This window comes from Kitasatospora sp. NPDC090091, from assembly GCF_044747365.1.
Classification (GTDB): Bacteria; Actinomycetota; Actinomycetes; order Streptomycetales; family Streptomycetaceae; genus Kitasatospora.
The window spans coordinates 155,654-172,860 of the sequence record NZ_JBIVDY010000004.1; the positions used below are offsets into that span (position 1 = coordinate 155,654).

The following is a 17,207-nucleotide window of genomic DNA, read 5'->3' on the forward strand; positions in this document are numbered from 1 at the left end:
CATGACGACCCCCTTGAGCCCAGCCTCCAGGCGCGCCTATGCTGCGTTGCTTTCTGTTTGACGTTCCAACAGAAACGAACGTAACGGTTCACCGTTCCCCCAACCCCCCACACTCGCGGATGCTGGAGCACCCATGCGAACACCCCTGCCCCGGTCACGGCCCCGCGCCCTGGCCCGGCTGCTGGTCGCCCTCACCCTGGCGGCCTCCGGACTCGGCAGCGCCGCCCTCGGCGCCGCCGCCCCCGCGGCCGCCCTGGGCAACGGCCCCACGCCGAACACGAGCCCCGCCCCGAACGCGAACCTCGCCCCGAACGCGAGCGACGCCCTGGGCAACGGACTCGCCCTCACCCCGCCGATGGGCTGGAACTCCTGGAACACCCTGGGCACCGGGGTCACCCAGGAACAGGTCGTCCAGACCATCGACTTCATGGCCGCCAACGGCCTGGTCCAGGCCGGCTACGACACCGTCACCATCGACGACGGCTGGTCGGAGAACCACCGCGACGGCCAGACCACCGACCTGGTCAAGAACTCCTACGGCGCCATGCAGCTCTACGACGCCGGCGGGCACCCGGTGAGCGGCACCGACGGCACCGGGATCGACCCGACCAGCGGCCACCTGATCCCCCACCCGGGCCGCTTCCCCTCCCGCACCGTCAACGGGCAGCCGGTCAACGGGATCCAGTACCTCTCCTGGTACGCCCACAGCAAGGGCATGAAGTTCGGCCTCTACGCCACCGACACCTACACCACCTGCCAGGGCCACCCCGGCAGCCTCGGCCACGAGAGCACCGATGCGGCCGACTTCGTCGCCTGGGGGGTGGACTTCGTCAAGTACGACGACTGCCCCTACGGCCCGCCGATCACCGGCCCGGACGGCCACAACTACGGGACGCAGGGCGAGGGCAGGGAGCTGACCCGGTCCATCTACGCCCGGGTCCGCGACTTCCAGCGGGCGCTCGACGCGGCCTCCGCCGCCCAGGGCCGGCCGCGGGTCTCGGTCAGCGTCTCCGCACAGCCGGTGCACACCGGCATCCCGCACCTGCTGGCCGGGGACGACCCGGCCCGCACCGACCCGGTGGTGGTCGCGGCCGGCAACCCGCCGCACGAGGCACCCGGCTACGCGCCCACCGGCGTCTGGTGCGGCCAGGTGGCCAACCTCTGCCGGATCGGCGGCGACCGCGGCCCCGACCTCGAAGGCGTGCTCTACAACGGGCAGTTGCGCACCACCCTGCAGTACCCCGGCAACGTCCGGCCCGGCAGCTGGAACGACATGGACATGATGTTCGCCGGCTGGCAGGACCCGTACGGCCTCTGGGGCACCACCGACACCTGCCCCTGCCACAAGCCGATGACGCTCACCGAGTCGCGCAGCGAGATGTCCGTCCTGGCGATGGCCGCCTCTCCGCTCATCTCGGGCGCCGACTTCCGCAGCCCCGAGAACTCCCGGCACACCCAGGACGGCTACACCTGGTCCACCGGCATCACCCCCGAGCAGCTGGCCGTCTACAAGAACGCCGACGTCGTCGCCGTCGACCAGGACAGCCTCGCCAGGCCCGCCACCCTGGTCGGCGCCCCGCCGGCGAACAGCACCGCGCCGCTCGTGCTCAAGCGCCCGCTCGCGGGCGGGGACACCGCCGTCCTGCTGGTCAACCAGGACCCGGCCGCCGCCCGGACCGTCTCGACCACGCTGGCCGACCTCGGGCTGACCGGCCCCGGCTACTCCGCCAAGGAGCTGTGGACCGGCTCCACCGGCAACGTCACCGGAACGCTCAGCGCCTCGGTGGAGCCGCACGGCGTCGCGATGTACCGGCTCAAGCCGCTGCCCGTGACCGTCCCGGCCACGGTGGTCGGCGACGGCCGCTACCACGGCCTCGGCGCGGGCGGCACCGGCGGCCTCGCGCTGGAGGTCCAGGGCACCTGCAGCGCGCCGGACGGCTCCGTGCTCGACGTGAACACCTGGTGGTGGTGGCACACCTCGGAGAAGTGGACGTTCACCGCGAACCCCGACGGCACCGTCCGCATCACCGACGACTGCGACACCCCCACCCAGCGGCACGGCACGCTCACCGGGCCGGACTCCCCGGGCGGTGCCGCCTGGGTGCTGAACCGGTGGGACCCGAACAGCCCGCACCAGAAGTGGCGGGTGGAGCAGAACACCGCCACCGGGGCACTGACCATCACCAACGTCGCCACCGGCCTGGTCCTGGACTCCCCGCAGACCGCCGCGACCTCGCCGGTCGTGCTGAGCCGGCCGAACGGCGCGGCCGCCGGGCAGGCCTGGTCACTCCTCAACTGACCTCCCCTTCCCCCGGCGCCGCCGGCCGCCGGGCCGGCGGCGCCGGGCAACCCGTCCGCACACCCACTCCTGGAGGACCCTTGCGTTCCCGCCGCTCTGCACCGCGCCGCCGCATCGCGTCGGCGCTGACCGCCCTGGCGCTCTTAACCGGCGCCGGCGCCCTCTCCACCGGGCTCCAGCTCGCCACCGCGCCACCCGCCGCAGCCGTCGACAACGGCCTCAACCTGACGCCGCAGATGGGCTTCAACAACTGGAACTCCACGTACTGCGGTGCCCAGTTCAACGAGGACATGATCAAGGGCATCGCCGACCTCTTCGTCAGCAAGGGCCTCAAGGCGGCCGGCTACCAGTACGTCAACCTGGACGACTGCTGGGCGTTGCCCCTGCGCGACGCCGCCGGCGACCTCGTCCCGGACCCGGTCCGCTTCCCCAGCGGGATCAAGGCACTCGCCGACTACGTCCACGGCAAGGGCCTCAAGTTCGGCATCTACTCCAGCGCCGGCATCCACACCTGCGACGTCAAGGGCTTCCCCGGGGGCCTGGGCCACGAGCAGCAGGACGCCGACCTGTGGGCCTCCTGGGGCGTCGACTACCTGAAGTACGACAACTGCAACAACATGGGCATCGACGCCCAGAAGCGCTACAAGACGATGGGCGACGCGCTGAAGAAGACTGGCCGCCCGATCCTCTACAGCATCTGCGAGTGGGGCAGCACCGGCCCGTGGAACTGGGCGGCCCCGATCGGCAACTCCTGGCGCACCACCGGCGACATCAGCGACACCTGGCAGAGCATGATCTCCATCGCCCAGGCCAACCAGGGCCTGGCGAACTACGCCAAGCCGGGGGCGTTCAACGACCCGGACATGCTGGAGGTCGGCAACGGCGGCATGACCGGCACGGAGTACCGGACCCACTTCAGCCTCTGGGCCGAGATGGCCGCCCCGCTGATGATCGGCACCGACCTGCGGATGGCCGAGCCGGAGACCTTCCAGATCCTCACCAACGCCGACGTCATCGCCGTCGACCAGGACCCGCTGGGCAAGCAGGGCTCGGTCGTCTCCAGCGCCAACGGCCTGGTGGTGATGTCCAAGCCGCTGGCGGACGGCAGCCGTGCCGTCACGCTGACCAACGAGGGCTCCTACGACGCCACCATCACCACCACGGCACAGACCGTGGGCATCGGCGGCGCGAGCTCCTACACCGTCAAGGACCTCTGGTCGAAGAAGAGCACGACCGGCGACGGCACCATCAGCGCCACCGTTCCGGGGCACGGCACCGCCATGTTCCGGGTCACGCCCGGCTCGCCGGTCTCCCCGCCCACCGGGACGACCTACCTCAGCGACCTCCCGTTCAAGTCCGTCACCAACGGCTGGGGCCCGGTCGAGCGCGACCGCAGCAACGGCGACCACGTGGCCGGCGACGGACAGGCCATCACCGTCCGCGGCCGGTCCTACCCGAAGGGCCTCGGCGCGCACGCGCCCAGTGAGATCGCCTTCCACCTCGGCGGCACCTGCAAGAACCTGGTGACCGACGTGGGGGTGGACGACGACGCCTACGGCCACGGCTCGGTGGTGTTCCGGATCTACAAGGACGACACCCTCGTCGCCGACAGCGGCACGCTCACCGGCAAGGACCCGGCCAAGCACCTGACCGCCGACCTCACCGGAGCCGCCACCGTCCGTCTGGTGGCCACCGACGCCGGCGACGGCACCAGCTGGGACCACGCCGACTGGGCCGGCGCCAAGCTCGCCTGCGGCAACGGCCCCGCCGCCGGCACCCACCCGCTCTCCGGCCTCGCCTGGAGCTCGGCCGGCAACAGCTGGGGTCCGGTCGAGAAGGACATGAGCAACGGCGACAACCAGGCCCGCGACGGCGGGACCATCACCATCGCCGGCGCCACCTACGAGAAGGGCCTCGGGGTCAACGCCTTCAGCGAGATCGTCTACTACCTCGGCGGCACCTGCTCCTCGCTCGCCACCGACGTGGGCGTGGACGCCGAAGCCCAGGGCCGCGGCACCGTCTCCTTCGAGATCTACGCGGACGGCACCAAGGTCGCCGACAGCGGGCGGATGACCGGCATCACCCCCGCCAAGCACCTCACCGCCGACCTCACCGGCGCCTACGAGCTGCACCTCGTGGTCACCGACGGCGGCGACGGCACCAACAGCGACCACGCGGACTGGGCCGGCCCCGTGCTCAGCTGCTGACCGCAGGCGCGCCCGCACCTGCACCTGCTCCGCGTGAACGAACGGCGGCGCCGCGTCGGGGACTCCCCCGGCGCGGCGCCCGCCGCGGTGCGCCGGCGGGCCACCGGACGGCCTCGGCGGCGCACAGAAGGACACAGAGGGGAACATGACCGGACAGGAAGCGACAGAACCCGTTGGGGGGATCCCCCGCCCGCCTGCCATGATGGCGGTGACCGTCGGCAGAGCGCCGGCGCCGACCCGGAGGTGATCCGCCATGGCCGACAGCGCCCAGCCCCTCGCCGGACAGCGACGCATGCTGATCCTGGAGCGGGTGCGGTCGCGCGGCGCGGTCCGGGTCGCCGACCTGGTGCGCGAGCTCGGGGTCTCCGACATGACGGTCCGTCGGGACCTCGACGCGCTCGCCACCCAGGGCCTGGTCAACAAGGTCCACGGCGGCGCGGTGCGGATCGAGGCGCCGCTCAGCGGCGAGCCCGGCTTCGAGACCAAGGCGTCCTGGGAGCTGCCCGCCAAGGCCGCGATCGCCCGCGCGGCCGCCGACCTGGTGGCGCCGGGCTCGGCGGTGGGGCTGGCGGCCGGCACCACCACCCATCTGGTGGCGCGGCAGCTGCGCGGCGTCGAGGGCCTGACCGTGGTCACCAACTCGCTGCGGATCGCCGAGGCCCTGGAGGAGCCGGGCGAGGACGGCACCCCGGCCACCGCGACGGTCATCCGCACCGGCGGGGTCCGCACCCCCTCGGACGCGCTGGTCGGCCCGGTGGCCGACCAGGCGATCCGGTCCCTGCACGTCAACGTGCTGATCCTGGGCTGCCACGGGCTCTCCCCGGCGACCGGGTTGACCACGCCCAACCTCGCCGAGGCCGAGACCAACCGGGCCTTCCTGCAGTCCGCCCGCCGGGTGGTGGTCGTGGCGGACCACACCAAGTGGAACGCCCTGGGCCTGGCCTCGTTCGCCGCCCTGGACCAGATCGACGTCCTGGTCACCGACGACGGGCTGTCGGAGGAGGACCGGGAGGCGGCGGCACAGCTCGTCGGCGAACTGATCGTCGCGCCGACGACCTGAGCGTCGCGCCGACGACCTGCGCGCCGCCGCGGTCGAGGCGTGCGCCCCGCCGCCGGACAGGCGCGCGCCGCGGATCAGGCGTGCCGGCTCGCGGCTTCCGCTTCGAGGCCGAGGAGCGCGACGGCCTGCTCCCGCATCTCCACCTTGCGGATCTTCCCGGTGACCGTCATCGGGAAGTCGTCGACGAGGTGCACGTAGCGCGGGATCTTGTAGTGGGCGATCCGCCCGGTGCAGAACTCGCGGAGGGTGTCGGCGGTGAGCTCCGCGGCGCCGGGGCGCAGCCGGATCCAGGCCATCAGCTCCTCCCCGTACTTGGCGTCCGGGACGCCGATCACCTGGGCGTCCAGGATGTCGGGGTGGGTGTAGAGGAACTCCTCGATCTCGCGCGGGTAGACGTTCTCGCCGCCCCGGATGACCATGTCCTTGATGCGGCCGGTGATGTTGAGGTAGCCCTCCTCGTCCATCACGGCCAGGTCGCCGCTGTGCATCCAGCCGTCGGCGTCGATCACCTCGGCCGTGCGGTCGGCCTGGTCCCAGTAGCCGAGCATCACCGAGTAGCCGCGGGTGCAGAGTTCGCCGGGCGTGCCGCGCGGGACGACCTCGCCGGTCTCGGGGGCGACGACCTTCACCTCCAGGTGCGGACCGACCCGGCCGACGGTGGAGACCCGGCGCTCCAGCGGGTCCTCGGCCCGGGTCTGGGTGGAGACCGGCGAGGTCTCGGTCATCCCGTAGCAGATCGACACGTCGCGCATGCCCATCCGCTCGACGACCTGCTTCATCACCTCGGTCGGGCAGGGCGAGCCCGCCATGATCCCGGTGCGCAGGCTGCTCAGGTCGTGCTCGGCGAAGGCGGCGTCGTTGAGCTCGGCGATGAACATGGTCGGCACGCCGTAGAGCGAGGTGCAGCGTTCGGCGGCGACCGCGCGCAGGGTGGCGGCCGGGTCGAAGGCGGCGGCCGGGATCACCACGCAGGCGCCGTGGGCGAGCGCCGCCAGGTTGCCCATGACCATGCCGAAGCAGTGGTAGAACGGCACCGGCACGCAGATCCGGTCGAGTTCGGAGTAGCCGCAGAGCTCGCCGACGAAGTAGCCGTTGTTGAGGATGTTGCGGTGCGAGAGCGTCGCGCCCTTGGGGAAGCCGGTGGTGCCCGAGGTGTACTGGATGTTGATCGGGTCGTCCGGGTGGAGCGCGGCGCCGAGTTCGGCGAGCCGGCCGCGGTCGGGGCGGTCGCCGGCGGCGAGCAGGTCGTGCCAGGCGTCCGAGCCGAGCAGCAGGACGTCCTTGAGGTCCGGGCAGCGCGGGCCGGCCTCGGCCAGCATGGCCGCGTAGTCGGAGGTCTTGAAGGACGGCGCGGCGATCACCGTGCGGATGCCCGACTGCCGCAGCACGTACTCGACTTCGTGCACGCGGTAGCCGGGGTTGACGGTCACCAGGACGGCGCCGATCCGCGCGGTGGCGTACTGGACGAACACCCACTCGGCGCGGTTCGGCGCCCAGATCCCGACCCGGTCGCCGCAGCCGACGCCGAGCGCCAGCAGCCCGGCGGCCACCCGGTCCACCTCGGCGGCGAGTTCGCGGTACGTCCAGCGGCGCCCGGCCGGCAGGTCGACCAGCGCCTCGCGCTCGGGGTGGGCGGTGACGGCGCGGTCCAGGGCGGCGCCGATCGTCTCGTCCAGCAGCGGCGTGGCCGACGAACCGGCGCTGAGGCTCGGGGACGGGGTGGGCATGCGGCGGCTCCTCGGCTCGTCCGGACGGCTGCCGCCCGAGTCTATGCAGGGCGGCGCCCGCCGTCACCGAGTCCGACGCGCGCGCACCCCGGATCCGTCGAGCCGCCCGGGCCGCGCCCCGGAACGCCCGCCACGCTCACCGTTTGACGATCCGGTCGAGGACGTCGGCGACGCCCGCCTTGACCGCTTCCCGGTGGTGGATCGCCTGCGGTGCGGACTCGCTGTTCGGGCGGACGCCGCGGTCGGCCATGATGTAGAGCAGGCGCAGCGTGCGCAGGCAGTTGGTGAGGCCGGCGGGCACCGGGACGGTGATCCGGTCGGCCCCGTAGCGGGCGGCGACCGGCTCCAGCCAGGCCGTGGCCGCACGTTCGCCGAGGTCGGTCCGGGTGAGGACGCGGCCGATCGCCCGCGCCAGCCGGTCGTCCTCCAGCTGGTCGAAGACGTGGTCGGTGGGCGCCGTCAGCCGGGCGGCGGCGAGCTCCAGCATCCGGACCGGGTCCACCTCGGGGTGGCAGCCGAGCCGGGCCAGCAGGTCCGCGCCGTGGGCGGCGGCGTGCAGCCAGCCGAGCTTCTCGTCGTGGCCGCGGAGGTCCTGCTCCGCCGGGTACCAGCGCGCGAACGCGTCCACCCAGGCGGGCCGGACGTCCCCCTGCGCCACGATCATGTCGAGTACGAGGGGGGCGAAGGTGCGGGCCTGGACCTCCGGGTGGCCGAAGCGCGCCGCCATCTCGTCGCCGAGGGCCAGGCGCCGGGGCCGGTCGACCACGCCGCGCTCGATCCAGGTGGCGAGGACGGTGCAGGCGGCGCCGTCCCGGACCAGCGGGTCGGGATCCGCCAGCGCGTGGGAGAGTTCACCCACCAGCGCATCCGTCGGGAGGTCGGTGGGGACGGCGCAGTCGGCCGCTTCGATCCGGTTCCAGTCGATCACGGCAGGCAGGATAGTCCGGTCCCGCCTTGCCCCACCCTTCAATTACCGGCCGGTGCGGACGGTCGCGGCGGGGCCGGCCACGGCGGTCGCCCGCGGCGTCCGGCGCAGCGTCCGGTGCGGCGTTCCGCACGGCGTTCAGTGTGGCGCTCCGCACGGCGTCCGGTGCGCGTCCGGCGCGGTTGCGCGCCGCGCCTTCCGCCGTTCGCGGCGGCGGGCTGGGAGCATGGCGCGACGGCTGTGCCCTACGCCGTCCCCATGCCGAAGGAGCACGTATGGCAGGCCAGTTCGAGGCGACCGTCGATGTCGAACGCCCGATCACGGACGTCTTCGCCTTCCTCGCCGACGGCCGGAACGATCCCGCCTTCAGCCCGCGCGTCCTGGAGATCCGCCGGAACCCGGACGGGCCGACCGCCGTCGGCACCGTGTTCACCAGCCGGGTCAAGGACGCCGGGATGAAGACGAGCCGGGAGATCCTGATCACCGAGTTGACGAGCCCGACCCGGCTGCGCTGGACCGAGACGTCGAGGAACCTGGTGACCTCCGCCTCGGGCGGCTACGACCTGGCGCCGCTGTCCGCCGGGGCGACCAGGGTCCGGATCTTCAACGTCCTGGAGGGGCACGGGTTCGGCAAGCTGCTGGTCGGCCTCGCGCTGAGCGCCGCGCGCAAGGACGCGACCGCCTTCGGCGCCCGAATCAAGGCGGCCGTCGAGGCCGCCGTCCCGCGCTCCGACACGTAGCGGGAAATGCAGCGGGCAACGTCGCGGCGCAGCCGGGCAGTTCGGCGGGGACCGCGGCCCGGTGGGCCGCGGGAGCTGCACCTTCGGGCAGAGATGATCAGAAGGCCTCGGTGCAGAAACGATCATTCGGGTAGATTCACAGAGGTCTGACGATCAGTCGGCAGGACTGTCGTGGCGGTGCGCGCCGCCGCGCACCGCGCCGGCGCCCGTTCCGCCCCTCCCTGAGACAGGACGCCCATGCCCGTTCCGCACCCCGCCGTCAGCCGGCGCGCCGTCGTCGGCGCGATCGGCGCGGCGGCCGCCGCCCTCGCCGTCTCTCCCGCCGCCCCCGCGGCCGCCGCGGTGACCACCACCCCCGCGCCCGGCACGGGCGCCGCCGGGGGCCGGTCGCAGACCGCCCGGACCGTCAGCGTCCCCGCCACCCGGGCGCAGTCCGCGGCCGGCGCGGAGGCCGCGAGCGTGCAGGCCGACTTCCCGATCCGGTATGTCGGGGTCAGCTGGGACGGCCCGCACCGCGGCGCCGCGATCCGGCTCCACCGGGACGGCGCGGCGCCGGGCCCCTGGCGGGCCCTGCCCGCCGGCTGCGCGGGCGGCCCCGACCGTCCGGCCCACCAGGAGGCCGCCGCGAGCCCCCGTACCGCCACCGCACTGATTGCCGCCGACGGCGCCTCCGGCTACGAGCTGCGGCTGCCCGACGGTGCGGGCAACCTGCGCACCACCGCGCTGGACACCGTGCACGGCCCGGCCCGCACCGCGGTGGTCGCCGCCGCCGCGCCCTCCTCGCTCTGCGGCGCCGAGTACCTGCCGCGGGCCGCGTGGGGCGCCGACGAGTCGAAGCGCTTCAAGAACGGCGTGGAGAACTCCCCCGCCAAGTACTACCCGCTGCAGACCCTGACGGTGCACCACACGGACACCGCCAACGCCGACCCCGACCCGGCGGCCACCGTCCGGGCGATCTACGAGTACCACGCCGTCACCCTGGACTGGGGCGACATCGGCTACCACTTCCTGATCGACGAGGCCGGGCGGATCTACGAGGGCCGCTGGTCGGGCGACGACGGCCTCCCGGCGCAGGACGCCACCGGCAAGGTGGTGACCGCCTTCCACACCGCCGGCTTCAACTCCGGCAACCTCGGCATCGCCCTGCTGGGCACCCTCACCGGCCAGGAGCCCACGCCGCAGGCCCGCCGCTCGCTGACCGGCCTGCTGGCGCTGGCCGCCCGCACCCACGGGCTCGACCCGCAGGCGAAGGTGACCTACGTCAACCCGGTCAACGGGGTGACCAAGCCGGTCGACATGATCAGCGGCCACCGCGACTGGCTCGCCACCGATTGCCCGGGCGGCGTGATGTACGCGAGCCTGCCGGCGCTGCGCACCGAGGTGGCCGCGCTGGGCGTCGCCGCGCACTGAGCCCGTCCCCAGGACGCCCGCGCGGGTCGCCCCCGTGCCCGCGCGGGCCCGCCCCCGGTCGCTCCGGGCGGCTTGTCGTGTGCAGGACTGCGCACCGTGGTCGCACCGCGCCACGAGCCCGGGGCCCGGTCCCGGCTGCACGGCTCACCGGGCTCAGAACACCGACCAGCCCGTCGCCGTGGTGAGGGCGTCCAGCGCGGCCACCCCGAGGACGGAGTTGCCGGCCGCGTCCAGGCCCGGGCTCCAGACGCAGACGGTGCCCCGGCCCGGCAGCACGGCGAGGATCCCGCCGCCCACGCCGCTCTTGCCCGGCAGGCCCACCCGGTAGGCGAACTCGCCGGCCGCGTCGTAGGTGCCGCAGGTCAGCAGCACGGCGTTGATCCGCTTGGCCTCGCTGCGCGAGAGCAGCCGGCTGCCGTCGGCCCGGATCCCGTGGCGGGCGAGGAAGAGGCCTGCCAGCGCGAGGTCCCGGCAGCTCGCCGTGATCGCGCAGTGCGCGTAGTAGTGGGCGAGGACGCTGTCGACCGGGTTGCGCAGGTTGCCGTAGCTGGCCATGAAGTGGGCCATGGCGGCGTTGCGGTGGCCGTGCCGGGCCTCGGAGGACGCCACCGAGTCGTCCACCCCGACCTCCGGGTTGCCCGACTCCGCCCGGAGGAAGCCGCGGACCGCCCCCACCGCGTCGCCGGTCAGCTTCAGCAGCCGGTCCGTGACGATCAGGGCGCCGGCGTTGATGAACGGGTTGCGCGGGATCCCCTGCTCGGTCTCCAGCTGCACCAGCGAGTTGAACGGGTTGCCGGAGGGTTCGCGGCCCACCCCGCTCCAGAGGCCGTCGCCGCCCTCCGCCAGGGCCAGCGCCAGGGTGAACAGCTTGGACACCGACTGGATCGAGAACGGGTGCCGCCAGTCCCCCGCGCCGAACACCTCGCCGTCGACGGTGGCGATCGCCATCCCGAAGGCGGTCGGGTCGGCCTGCGCGAGCGCCGGGATGTAGTCGGCGACCCGACCGCGCTCCGGCGACCGGCGGGCCGTCTCCATGGCGTCGTCCAGCAGTACCCGGTAGTCCACATCGTTCACGCGGACATTCTGGGCCACCGCCCCGAGCAGGCACGATCCGGGTCCGCCCGGCGGCCCCGGGCCGGGGGTGGCCGCCGCACGGGGCCCCGCCCACTCCGGTCTGATGCGATGTCAATGTTCTTGACACACCGGCGTACACGCGGCGCCGGGGGACAGTAAGGTGTCCCGGCCGGGATGAGGCCGTGGTCACGGCCGCGGCGAGAACGGCCGCGGCGAGACCGGCGGCCGGCGAGAGCGGCACTCCCCCGGGCCGGCCCGGGGGCAGGGAGGGGAGCGTACGGGATGGCCGACGGCACGACGGCGGAGCCGGGCGCGGGCAGCGGCGGGCGGGAACGCCCGGGCGTCCCGCGCACCAGGGTGGACCGGCTGCTCCGCGGACGGCGCGGCGGCGGGCGGAACGGGTCCCAGGACCCGCCCTCGCGGCTCGGCATCCCCACCGCCCGGCCGGCGACCGGGGCCGTCCCGGACCCGCCGACCCGGGTGCTCCCGGACCCGCCGACCCGGGTGCTGCCGGACGCCCCGACCCGGGTGGCTCCGGCGGCCGCCGGAGCCACGGTCCCACCCGCACCGCCCGCCGGGCCGCCCGCCGTACCGCCCGCCGGGCCACCCGACCCACCGCCCGGCCGGCCCGGCACCGGTGCGGCCCCGGGCACCGTCACCCGCGGCCCCGCCCCCAGGCGCGGCGGCCACTTCGGCGGCGCCTTCCCGGCGGCGCTGCTCGACCGCTACGAACCGCTCGGGGTGGCCGGCTCGGGCACCGAGGGCACGGTCTGGCACGTGCGCCGCACCGACGGCGCCGGCGACGCCGCGGTGAAGGTCACCGTGGCCGGGCAGGCCATGGACCCGGAGCTGCTGGAGCACCTGCGCGACGACGGCTACCGCCGCCACGTACCGCTGATCACCGGGCACGGCCAGGTGGAGCACGCGGGGGCGCGCTGCGACTGGGTGGCGATGGAGTACCTGCCGGTCACCCTGGCCGACCACTTCGCCGAGCTGCGGCGGGCGGGACGGGCGGCCGACGGTGCGGAGACCGAGCGGATCGTGCGCGAGCTCGTCGCCCTGCTGGACTTCTGGCAACAGCGGATCCGGCGCAACCCGGTCGACTTCAAGCCGTCCAACATCCTGCTCCGCCCGACCACGGCGCCCGACGGCGCGGCCGGGCCCCCCGAGTTCGTGATCGCGGACTTCGGCGGCGTCGCCCGGCTCACCGCCAGCCGCAGCTTCTCCCCAGAGATGCAGGTGACCGTCGCCTACATGGCTCCCGAGCAGCTGGCCGGCACCAACCGCGCGGAGGGCCCCTGGTGGGCGCTGGGCGACGTGCTGTACGAGCTGTTCACCGGCCGCCCCCGCTACCTGGACGCGGACGGGCTGCTGCTGAGCGACGAGGTGCTGCAGTACGACCTGGTGATGGCTGCGGAGGTGGACGTGTCCGGCGTCGCCCATCCGCGCCGGCAGCTGCTGCTCCAGGGCCTGTTCACCCGGAACCCGGCGCACCGGTGGACGGCGCCGCAGGTCCGGACGTGGCTGGCCGGCGGCAGCCCCGAGGTGGTGCGGCCGGCCGTCCCCGCGGGCGGCACGCCCGTCGCACCCGCCCACCGCCCGATCACCTTCCTCGGCGACCTCTTCCACGACCCGGCCGCGCTGGCCGCGACCATGCTCGGACGCTCCGCGGACGCTGCGCACTGGCTGGCCCGGGGCGGTGCCCAGCGGCTGCGGGAGTGGCTGAGCGACGACGTGCGGGACACCGTCGTCGACCTGAGCCAGCTCCGCGACGTGGAGCGGCTGCGCGGCCCCGAGCGGGCCACCGCGGCCGCGGTCGCCGTCCTCGCCTTCGGCGCCGCGTTCGCGCCGGGCGCCGTGCCGTCCTACCGGAACCACCCGATCGACTCGGCCGGGCTGGCCCGGCTCGCCGCCGATCCGGGGCTGGTCGCGCTGGTGGACGAGCTGGTCGCCGGCTCGGTGCCGGCCGTCGCGGCCCGGTACGACTGCGACCACCCCGAGTGCTTCGGCGAGCAGTGCGCGCGCCTGCTCGCCCTGGCCGAGCTGCCCGCCGTGCTGGCCGAGGTGGAGCAGGCCGCCCGGGAGGTCGGCGGCGGCCGGCGCGGCGGCGACGGGCTGAACGCGGACGAGCGCGCCGAGGCGTACCGCCTGGTGGTCCTGCTGACCGTCCGCGCCGAGGAGCACCCCGAGCTGGTGGCCCGGCTCTCGCCGCTGCCCGCCGTCCTGCACCGGCTCGCCGAACCGGCCCTGCTGTCGACGCCGATGGCCGTGGCCTCGGCCGTCGCGGTGAACGCCGCCCTGGCCGCACGCACCGCCGTCCGCCGCGAGGCGCCGGACCCGGTACGCCGGCGCTGGTCCGCCCTGCGGCGCCGGGCGGTGGGCGCCGACCCGGCCACGGTGCCCGGCCGGGCCGCCCTGGCGGCCGCCGCGGTGCTGCGGGCGAGGACCACCCTCGCGGCCGGCCCGAACGGGCGCCGCCCGCCGGCCCGGCGGGAGTGGCTCGACGTCTGGTGGTCCAACGCCCGGACGGCACTGCCCCACCGGATCGGCGCGGTCGCGCTGGTGACCCTCGCCCTCGCCCTGATGCTCTGGTCGGGCGCGGTGTGGCGATTCGCCCTCGACGCGCGGGCCGAGCTGCTGATCCTGCCGAACGGCGGCTTCGGCGGCCCGCTGCGACGCGCCGGCGAGCTCGCGGCCCGGCAGGTGGTCGGCCAGCTCGGGGCGGCCCTGGTGACGGCGGTCGTCGCGGCCGTCTTCCCGGCCCGGGTCGGCCGCTGGACGCTGCTGCTCGCCGCCGCCGCCGCGTTCGCCGTCGGCTACCTGCGGCTCGGCCCGCCGATGACGTTCGCCGAGCCGCCGCAGGCGCTGGCCGACCGCATCGTGGTGTTCGAGGGCGGGCTGGGCAGCTGGGCCGGCGTGGCCGCAGCCCTGGTGGTGCTGCTGACCGTGTTCCTGGTCGAACGCGCGGCGACCGGCATGCTGAAGCCCGTGCACGAGGCCCGGGGACGCACCGCCCGCGAGTGGAGCAGCCTCGCCGCCCGTCGCCGGCCGGCCGGCGACGGCTCGTCCCGGCCGGCGCCCGCACCGGACCCGGCCCGGTGGCGGCCCGGCCGCGCGGGCCGGCGCGACCGCGTGCTGTACGCGCTCGGCACCACCCATCTGCTGGTCGTCCTGCTCTGGGCGACCGTCGAGGTGCGGCTCGCCGCCACCGGCCACCACCCCACCCCGGCCTCGTGGGGCACCGGCCAGGTCGGCGCCGGCTACCAGGCCGACTTCGCGCTGCTGTTCGCCGCCCTGGCCGTGCTGAGCACCCTGGCCACGCCGCGGACCGCGCGTCGGCTGCTCGGCCTCTGGGTGGTCGGCGCCATGGTGCTCGGTGCCTGGCCGCCGCCGCTCGGCTCGCTGGAGGCGCTGCGCATCCCGGTGGCGCGCGGGCAGTTCGGTGCCGTCGCCGAGTTCTGGGGCCACGGCGCCTTCTGGGCCGCCCTGTTGGTGGCGCTCCCGGTGGTCGGCCTCGGCGTCCTGCGGACGGTGCGCCGCACCAAGCGGTGAGCGGTGGCCGATCGAGTCCTCAACTCGCCACTGGAACAGATTGTGTGACGGTGCGTGAGAGGATCACGCCGCCTTCCGCGGCCACCATACCGCGCACCGGGGGGCTTGCGGCAAGGCGGTGATCATGACGCATGATCATCGACCGAGACCGAAAGTTCACAGGAGAACGGGGGCCGCGCCATGCGCGTGTTGTTGACGGCTTACGGGTCGCGCGGGGACATCGAGCCGATGATCGGGCTCGCGGCGCAGCTGCGGGCGCTCGGCACGGAGGTGCGGGTGTGCGCGCCGCCGGACTTCGCCGAGCTGCTGGACGCCGCCGGCCTGCCGCTGGCGCCGATCGGACAGCCGGTGCGTCCGGTGGCGACGGGGGCGGTGACCGGGAAGGCGCCGATGCCGGCGGAGGGCCTGGCCCAGCGCGCGGCCGCGCTGGTCGCCACGACCTACGACGCGGTCGCGGCGGCGGCCGCGGACTGCGACGCGGTGGTGGCGACCGGGCTGCTCCCGGCGGCGGCCGCCGCGCGGTCGGCGGCCGAGAAGCTGGGCATCCCGTACGTGTTCGTGGCCTACTTCCCGAGCTACCTGCCGTCCCCGCACCACCCGCCGTTCCCCCGGCCGGGCCGGCCCTTCCCGCCGGAGGTGACCGACAACCGGGTGCTGTGGGACCTCGACGTCGAGAACATGAACGTCCTGTTCGGCACGGGCCTCAACGCCCACCGGGAGACGGTCGGCCTGCCGCCGGTGGAGCACTTCCGCGACTACGTCCTCACCGACCGGCCGTGGCTGGCGGCCGATCCGGTGCTCAGCCCCTGGCTGCAGCCGGCCGACCTCGACGTACTGCAGACCGGCGCGTGGCTCCGGGACGAGGAACGCCCGCTCCCGGCCGGGTTGGAGGCGTTCCTGGCGGCGGGCGCGCCCCCGGTGTACGTGGGCTTCGGCAGCATGCCGATCCGCGACGCGCAGGACGTCGCCCGCGCGGCGGTCGAGGCGGTCCGCGCGCAGGGCCGCCGGGTGCTCCTCTCCGGCGGCTGGGCCGGCCTGGCCCTGACCGACGACGACCAGGACGACTGCCTCGCCGTCGGCGAGGTCGACCACCACGCGCTCTTCCCCCGGGTGGCCGCGGTCGTGCACCACGGCGGCGCGGGTACGACGACGACGGCCGCCCTGGCCGGCGTGCCCCAGGTGGTGGTCCCCCAGCTGGCCGACCAGCCCTACTGGGCCGGCCGCGTGGCCGACCTGGGGATCGGTTCGGCCCACGACGGTCCGACGCCGACCTTCGAGTCCCTGTCGGCCGCTCTGGAGGTGGCCCTGCGCCCGGAGACCCGCGCCCGGGCGGCCGCCGTGGCGGACACCATCGGCGCCGACGGGGCGGCGGTGGCGGCGAAGCTGCTGCTCGACGTCGTGGGCGGGGCCCGGGGCGTGTCCGCGTGAGGCGCGGGACCGCGTAGCACCCCGCCGATGTGCCGCACCCGGCCGGCGTGCCGGACCCGGCGCCCGGTGTCGGCCGGGTGTGGCACGCTGGGCCCCGACCACCACAGGAGGGGAACGATCATGCACAGGCCGAGCCGACCCGAGGACCTCGACCACGCCGACCAGGTGTGGGCGCGGGCCGTCACCTTCGCCCTGCTGGAGGCCGGCACGGAGAAGCCCGAGGGCTACTGGCTGGACGAGCACGGCGTCTGGTGCGACGCCAGCGGCGGCTCGTACTGGTGGCGGGCCGGCCGGGCGGAGAACGGGAACGTGGTCTTCTGCGGCCAGGACTCCGACGGCAGTTGCACCCACGTCGACGACCGGCAGGTCGACTTCCTGGCCGGCGGCCCGGACTGGCTGCCCTGGGAGCAGCTGCGCGAGGACGCCGAGGGCAACCTGTTCGGCTTCGTCTACTGGTCCCAGGACGGTGCCTGGCACCGCATCGACTACCCCGAGCAGCTCGACGACGACGGACTGCAGGGGGCCGCCGAGTGGCTGGGCTCGGAGGAGGAGTTCCGCCGCGAAGCGGCCGCGCTGGCCTGCGTGCGGCGCGCCGACGAGCCCGCGTTCGCCGACGCGCTCACCCGGTTCCTGCGGCGCGCCGAGACCCGGACGGTCGACGCCGCCGTGGTCGCCGAGCTCCTGACGGCGGCCGGCCCCGGGGACGACGACCGCGGGCCGCTGAGCGTGGAGCCGGCGCTGGACGTCGCCGTCCGGGCGGGGCTCACCGGGCAGGCCTGAGCCGG

The 17,207-nt window shown here is 74.9% G+C and carries 11 protein-coding genes; 8 read left to right on the plus strand and 3 right to left on the minus strand.

Features of this window, described 5'->3' with window-relative positions; all coding sequences use genetic code 11:
- Window positions 1-133: 133 nt before the first annotated feature.
- The 3 genes from ACIPSC_RS08590 to ACIPSC_RS08600 all read left to right on the plus strand — a co-directional run bounded on the left by ACIPSC_RS08590 (window position 134) and on the right by ACIPSC_RS08600 (window position 5,566).
- Window positions 134-2,299 (plus strand): alpha-galactosidase, encoded by a 2,166-nt coding sequence (locus ACIPSC_RS08590; RefSeq protein WP_400824265.1) that lies wholly within the window; start codon window positions 134-136, stop codon window positions 2,297-2,299.
- An 80-nt stretch (window positions 2,300-2,379) separates the two neighbouring features.
- Window positions 2,380-4,506 carry an NPCBM/NEW2 domain-containing protein gene (locus tag ACIPSC_RS08595; RefSeq protein ID WP_400824266.1) on the plus strand — a complete coding sequence of 709 codons (2,127 nt, stop codon included), beginning with the start codon at window positions 2,380-2,382 and terminating at the stop codon, window positions 4,504-4,506.
- Between the two features lie 253 nt (window positions 4,507-4,759).
- Window positions 4,760-5,566: a DeoR/GlpR family DNA-binding transcription regulator gene (locus ACIPSC_RS08600; protein WP_400824267.1), complete on the plus strand. Its 807-nt coding sequence runs from the start codon at window positions 4,760-4,762 to the stop codon at window positions 5,564-5,566.
- Window positions 5,567-5,640: 74 nt separating this feature from the next.
- Here ACIPSC_RS08600 and ACIPSC_RS08605 read toward each other — a convergent pair whose 3' ends face one another.
- Entirely contained in the window at window positions 5,641-7,293 is a 1,653-nt protein-coding gene (locus ACIPSC_RS08605; RefSeq protein ID WP_400824268.1) for an AMP-binding protein, read from the minus strand.
- Between the two features lie 136 nt (window positions 7,294-7,429).
- Entirely contained in the window at window positions 7,430-8,221 is a 792-nt protein-coding gene (locus tag ACIPSC_RS08610) for a DUF2785 domain-containing protein (protein WP_400824269.1), read from the minus strand.
- A 272-nt stretch (window positions 8,222-8,493) separates the two neighbouring features.
- Between ACIPSC_RS08610 and ACIPSC_RS08615 the strand changes: the two genes are divergently transcribed.
- Both ACIPSC_RS08615 and ACIPSC_RS08620 read left to right on the plus strand, forming a co-directional pair.
- The gene (locus ACIPSC_RS08615) at window positions 8,494-8,958 is read left to right on the plus strand and encodes an SRPBCC family protein (RefSeq protein ID WP_400824270.1); all 465 of its coding nucleotides are present in this window, start codon (window positions 8,494-8,496) and stop codon (window positions 8,956-8,958) included.
- A 237-nt stretch (window positions 8,959-9,195) separates the two neighbouring features.
- Window positions 9,196-10,368 carry an N-acetylmuramoyl-L-alanine amidase gene (locus tag ACIPSC_RS08620; protein ID WP_400824271.1) on the plus strand — a complete coding sequence of 391 codons (1,173 nt, stop codon included), beginning with the start codon at window positions 9,196-9,198 and terminating at the stop codon, window positions 10,366-10,368.
- A gap of 153 nt (window positions 10,369-10,521) precedes the next feature.
- Here the strand turns inward: ACIPSC_RS08620 and ACIPSC_RS08625 are convergent, their stop codons facing one another.
- On the minus strand, window positions 10,522-11,433 hold the full coding sequence (locus ACIPSC_RS08625; protein ID WP_400824545.1) for a glutaminase: 912 nt from the start codon (window positions 11,431-11,433) through the stop codon (window positions 10,522-10,524).
- A 291-nt stretch (window positions 11,434-11,724) separates the two neighbouring features.
- On the opposite strand from ACIPSC_RS08625, the gene ACIPSC_RS08630 reads away from it, so the two are divergent.
- The 3 genes from ACIPSC_RS08630 to ACIPSC_RS08640 all read left to right on the plus strand — a co-directional run bounded on the left by ACIPSC_RS08630 (window position 11,725) and on the right by ACIPSC_RS08640 (window position 17,202).
- A complete protein-coding gene (locus ACIPSC_RS08630) occupies window positions 11,725-14,994 on the plus strand; it encodes a hypothetical protein (protein WP_400824272.1) in 3,270 nt (1,089 codons plus the stop codon).
- 180 nt (window positions 14,995-15,174) lie between these two features.
- Window positions 15,175-16,422, plus strand: a complete 1,248-nt coding sequence (locus ACIPSC_RS08635) for a glycosyltransferase (RefSeq protein ID WP_400824273.1) — start codon at window positions 15,175-15,177, stop codon at window positions 16,420-16,422.
- A 120-nt stretch (window positions 16,423-16,542) separates the two neighbouring features.
- Window positions 16,543-17,202, plus strand: a complete 660-nt coding sequence (locus ACIPSC_RS08640) for a hypothetical protein (RefSeq protein WP_400824274.1) — start codon at window positions 16,543-16,545, stop codon at window positions 17,200-17,202.
- Window positions 17,203-17,207 lie beyond the last annotated feature (5 nt).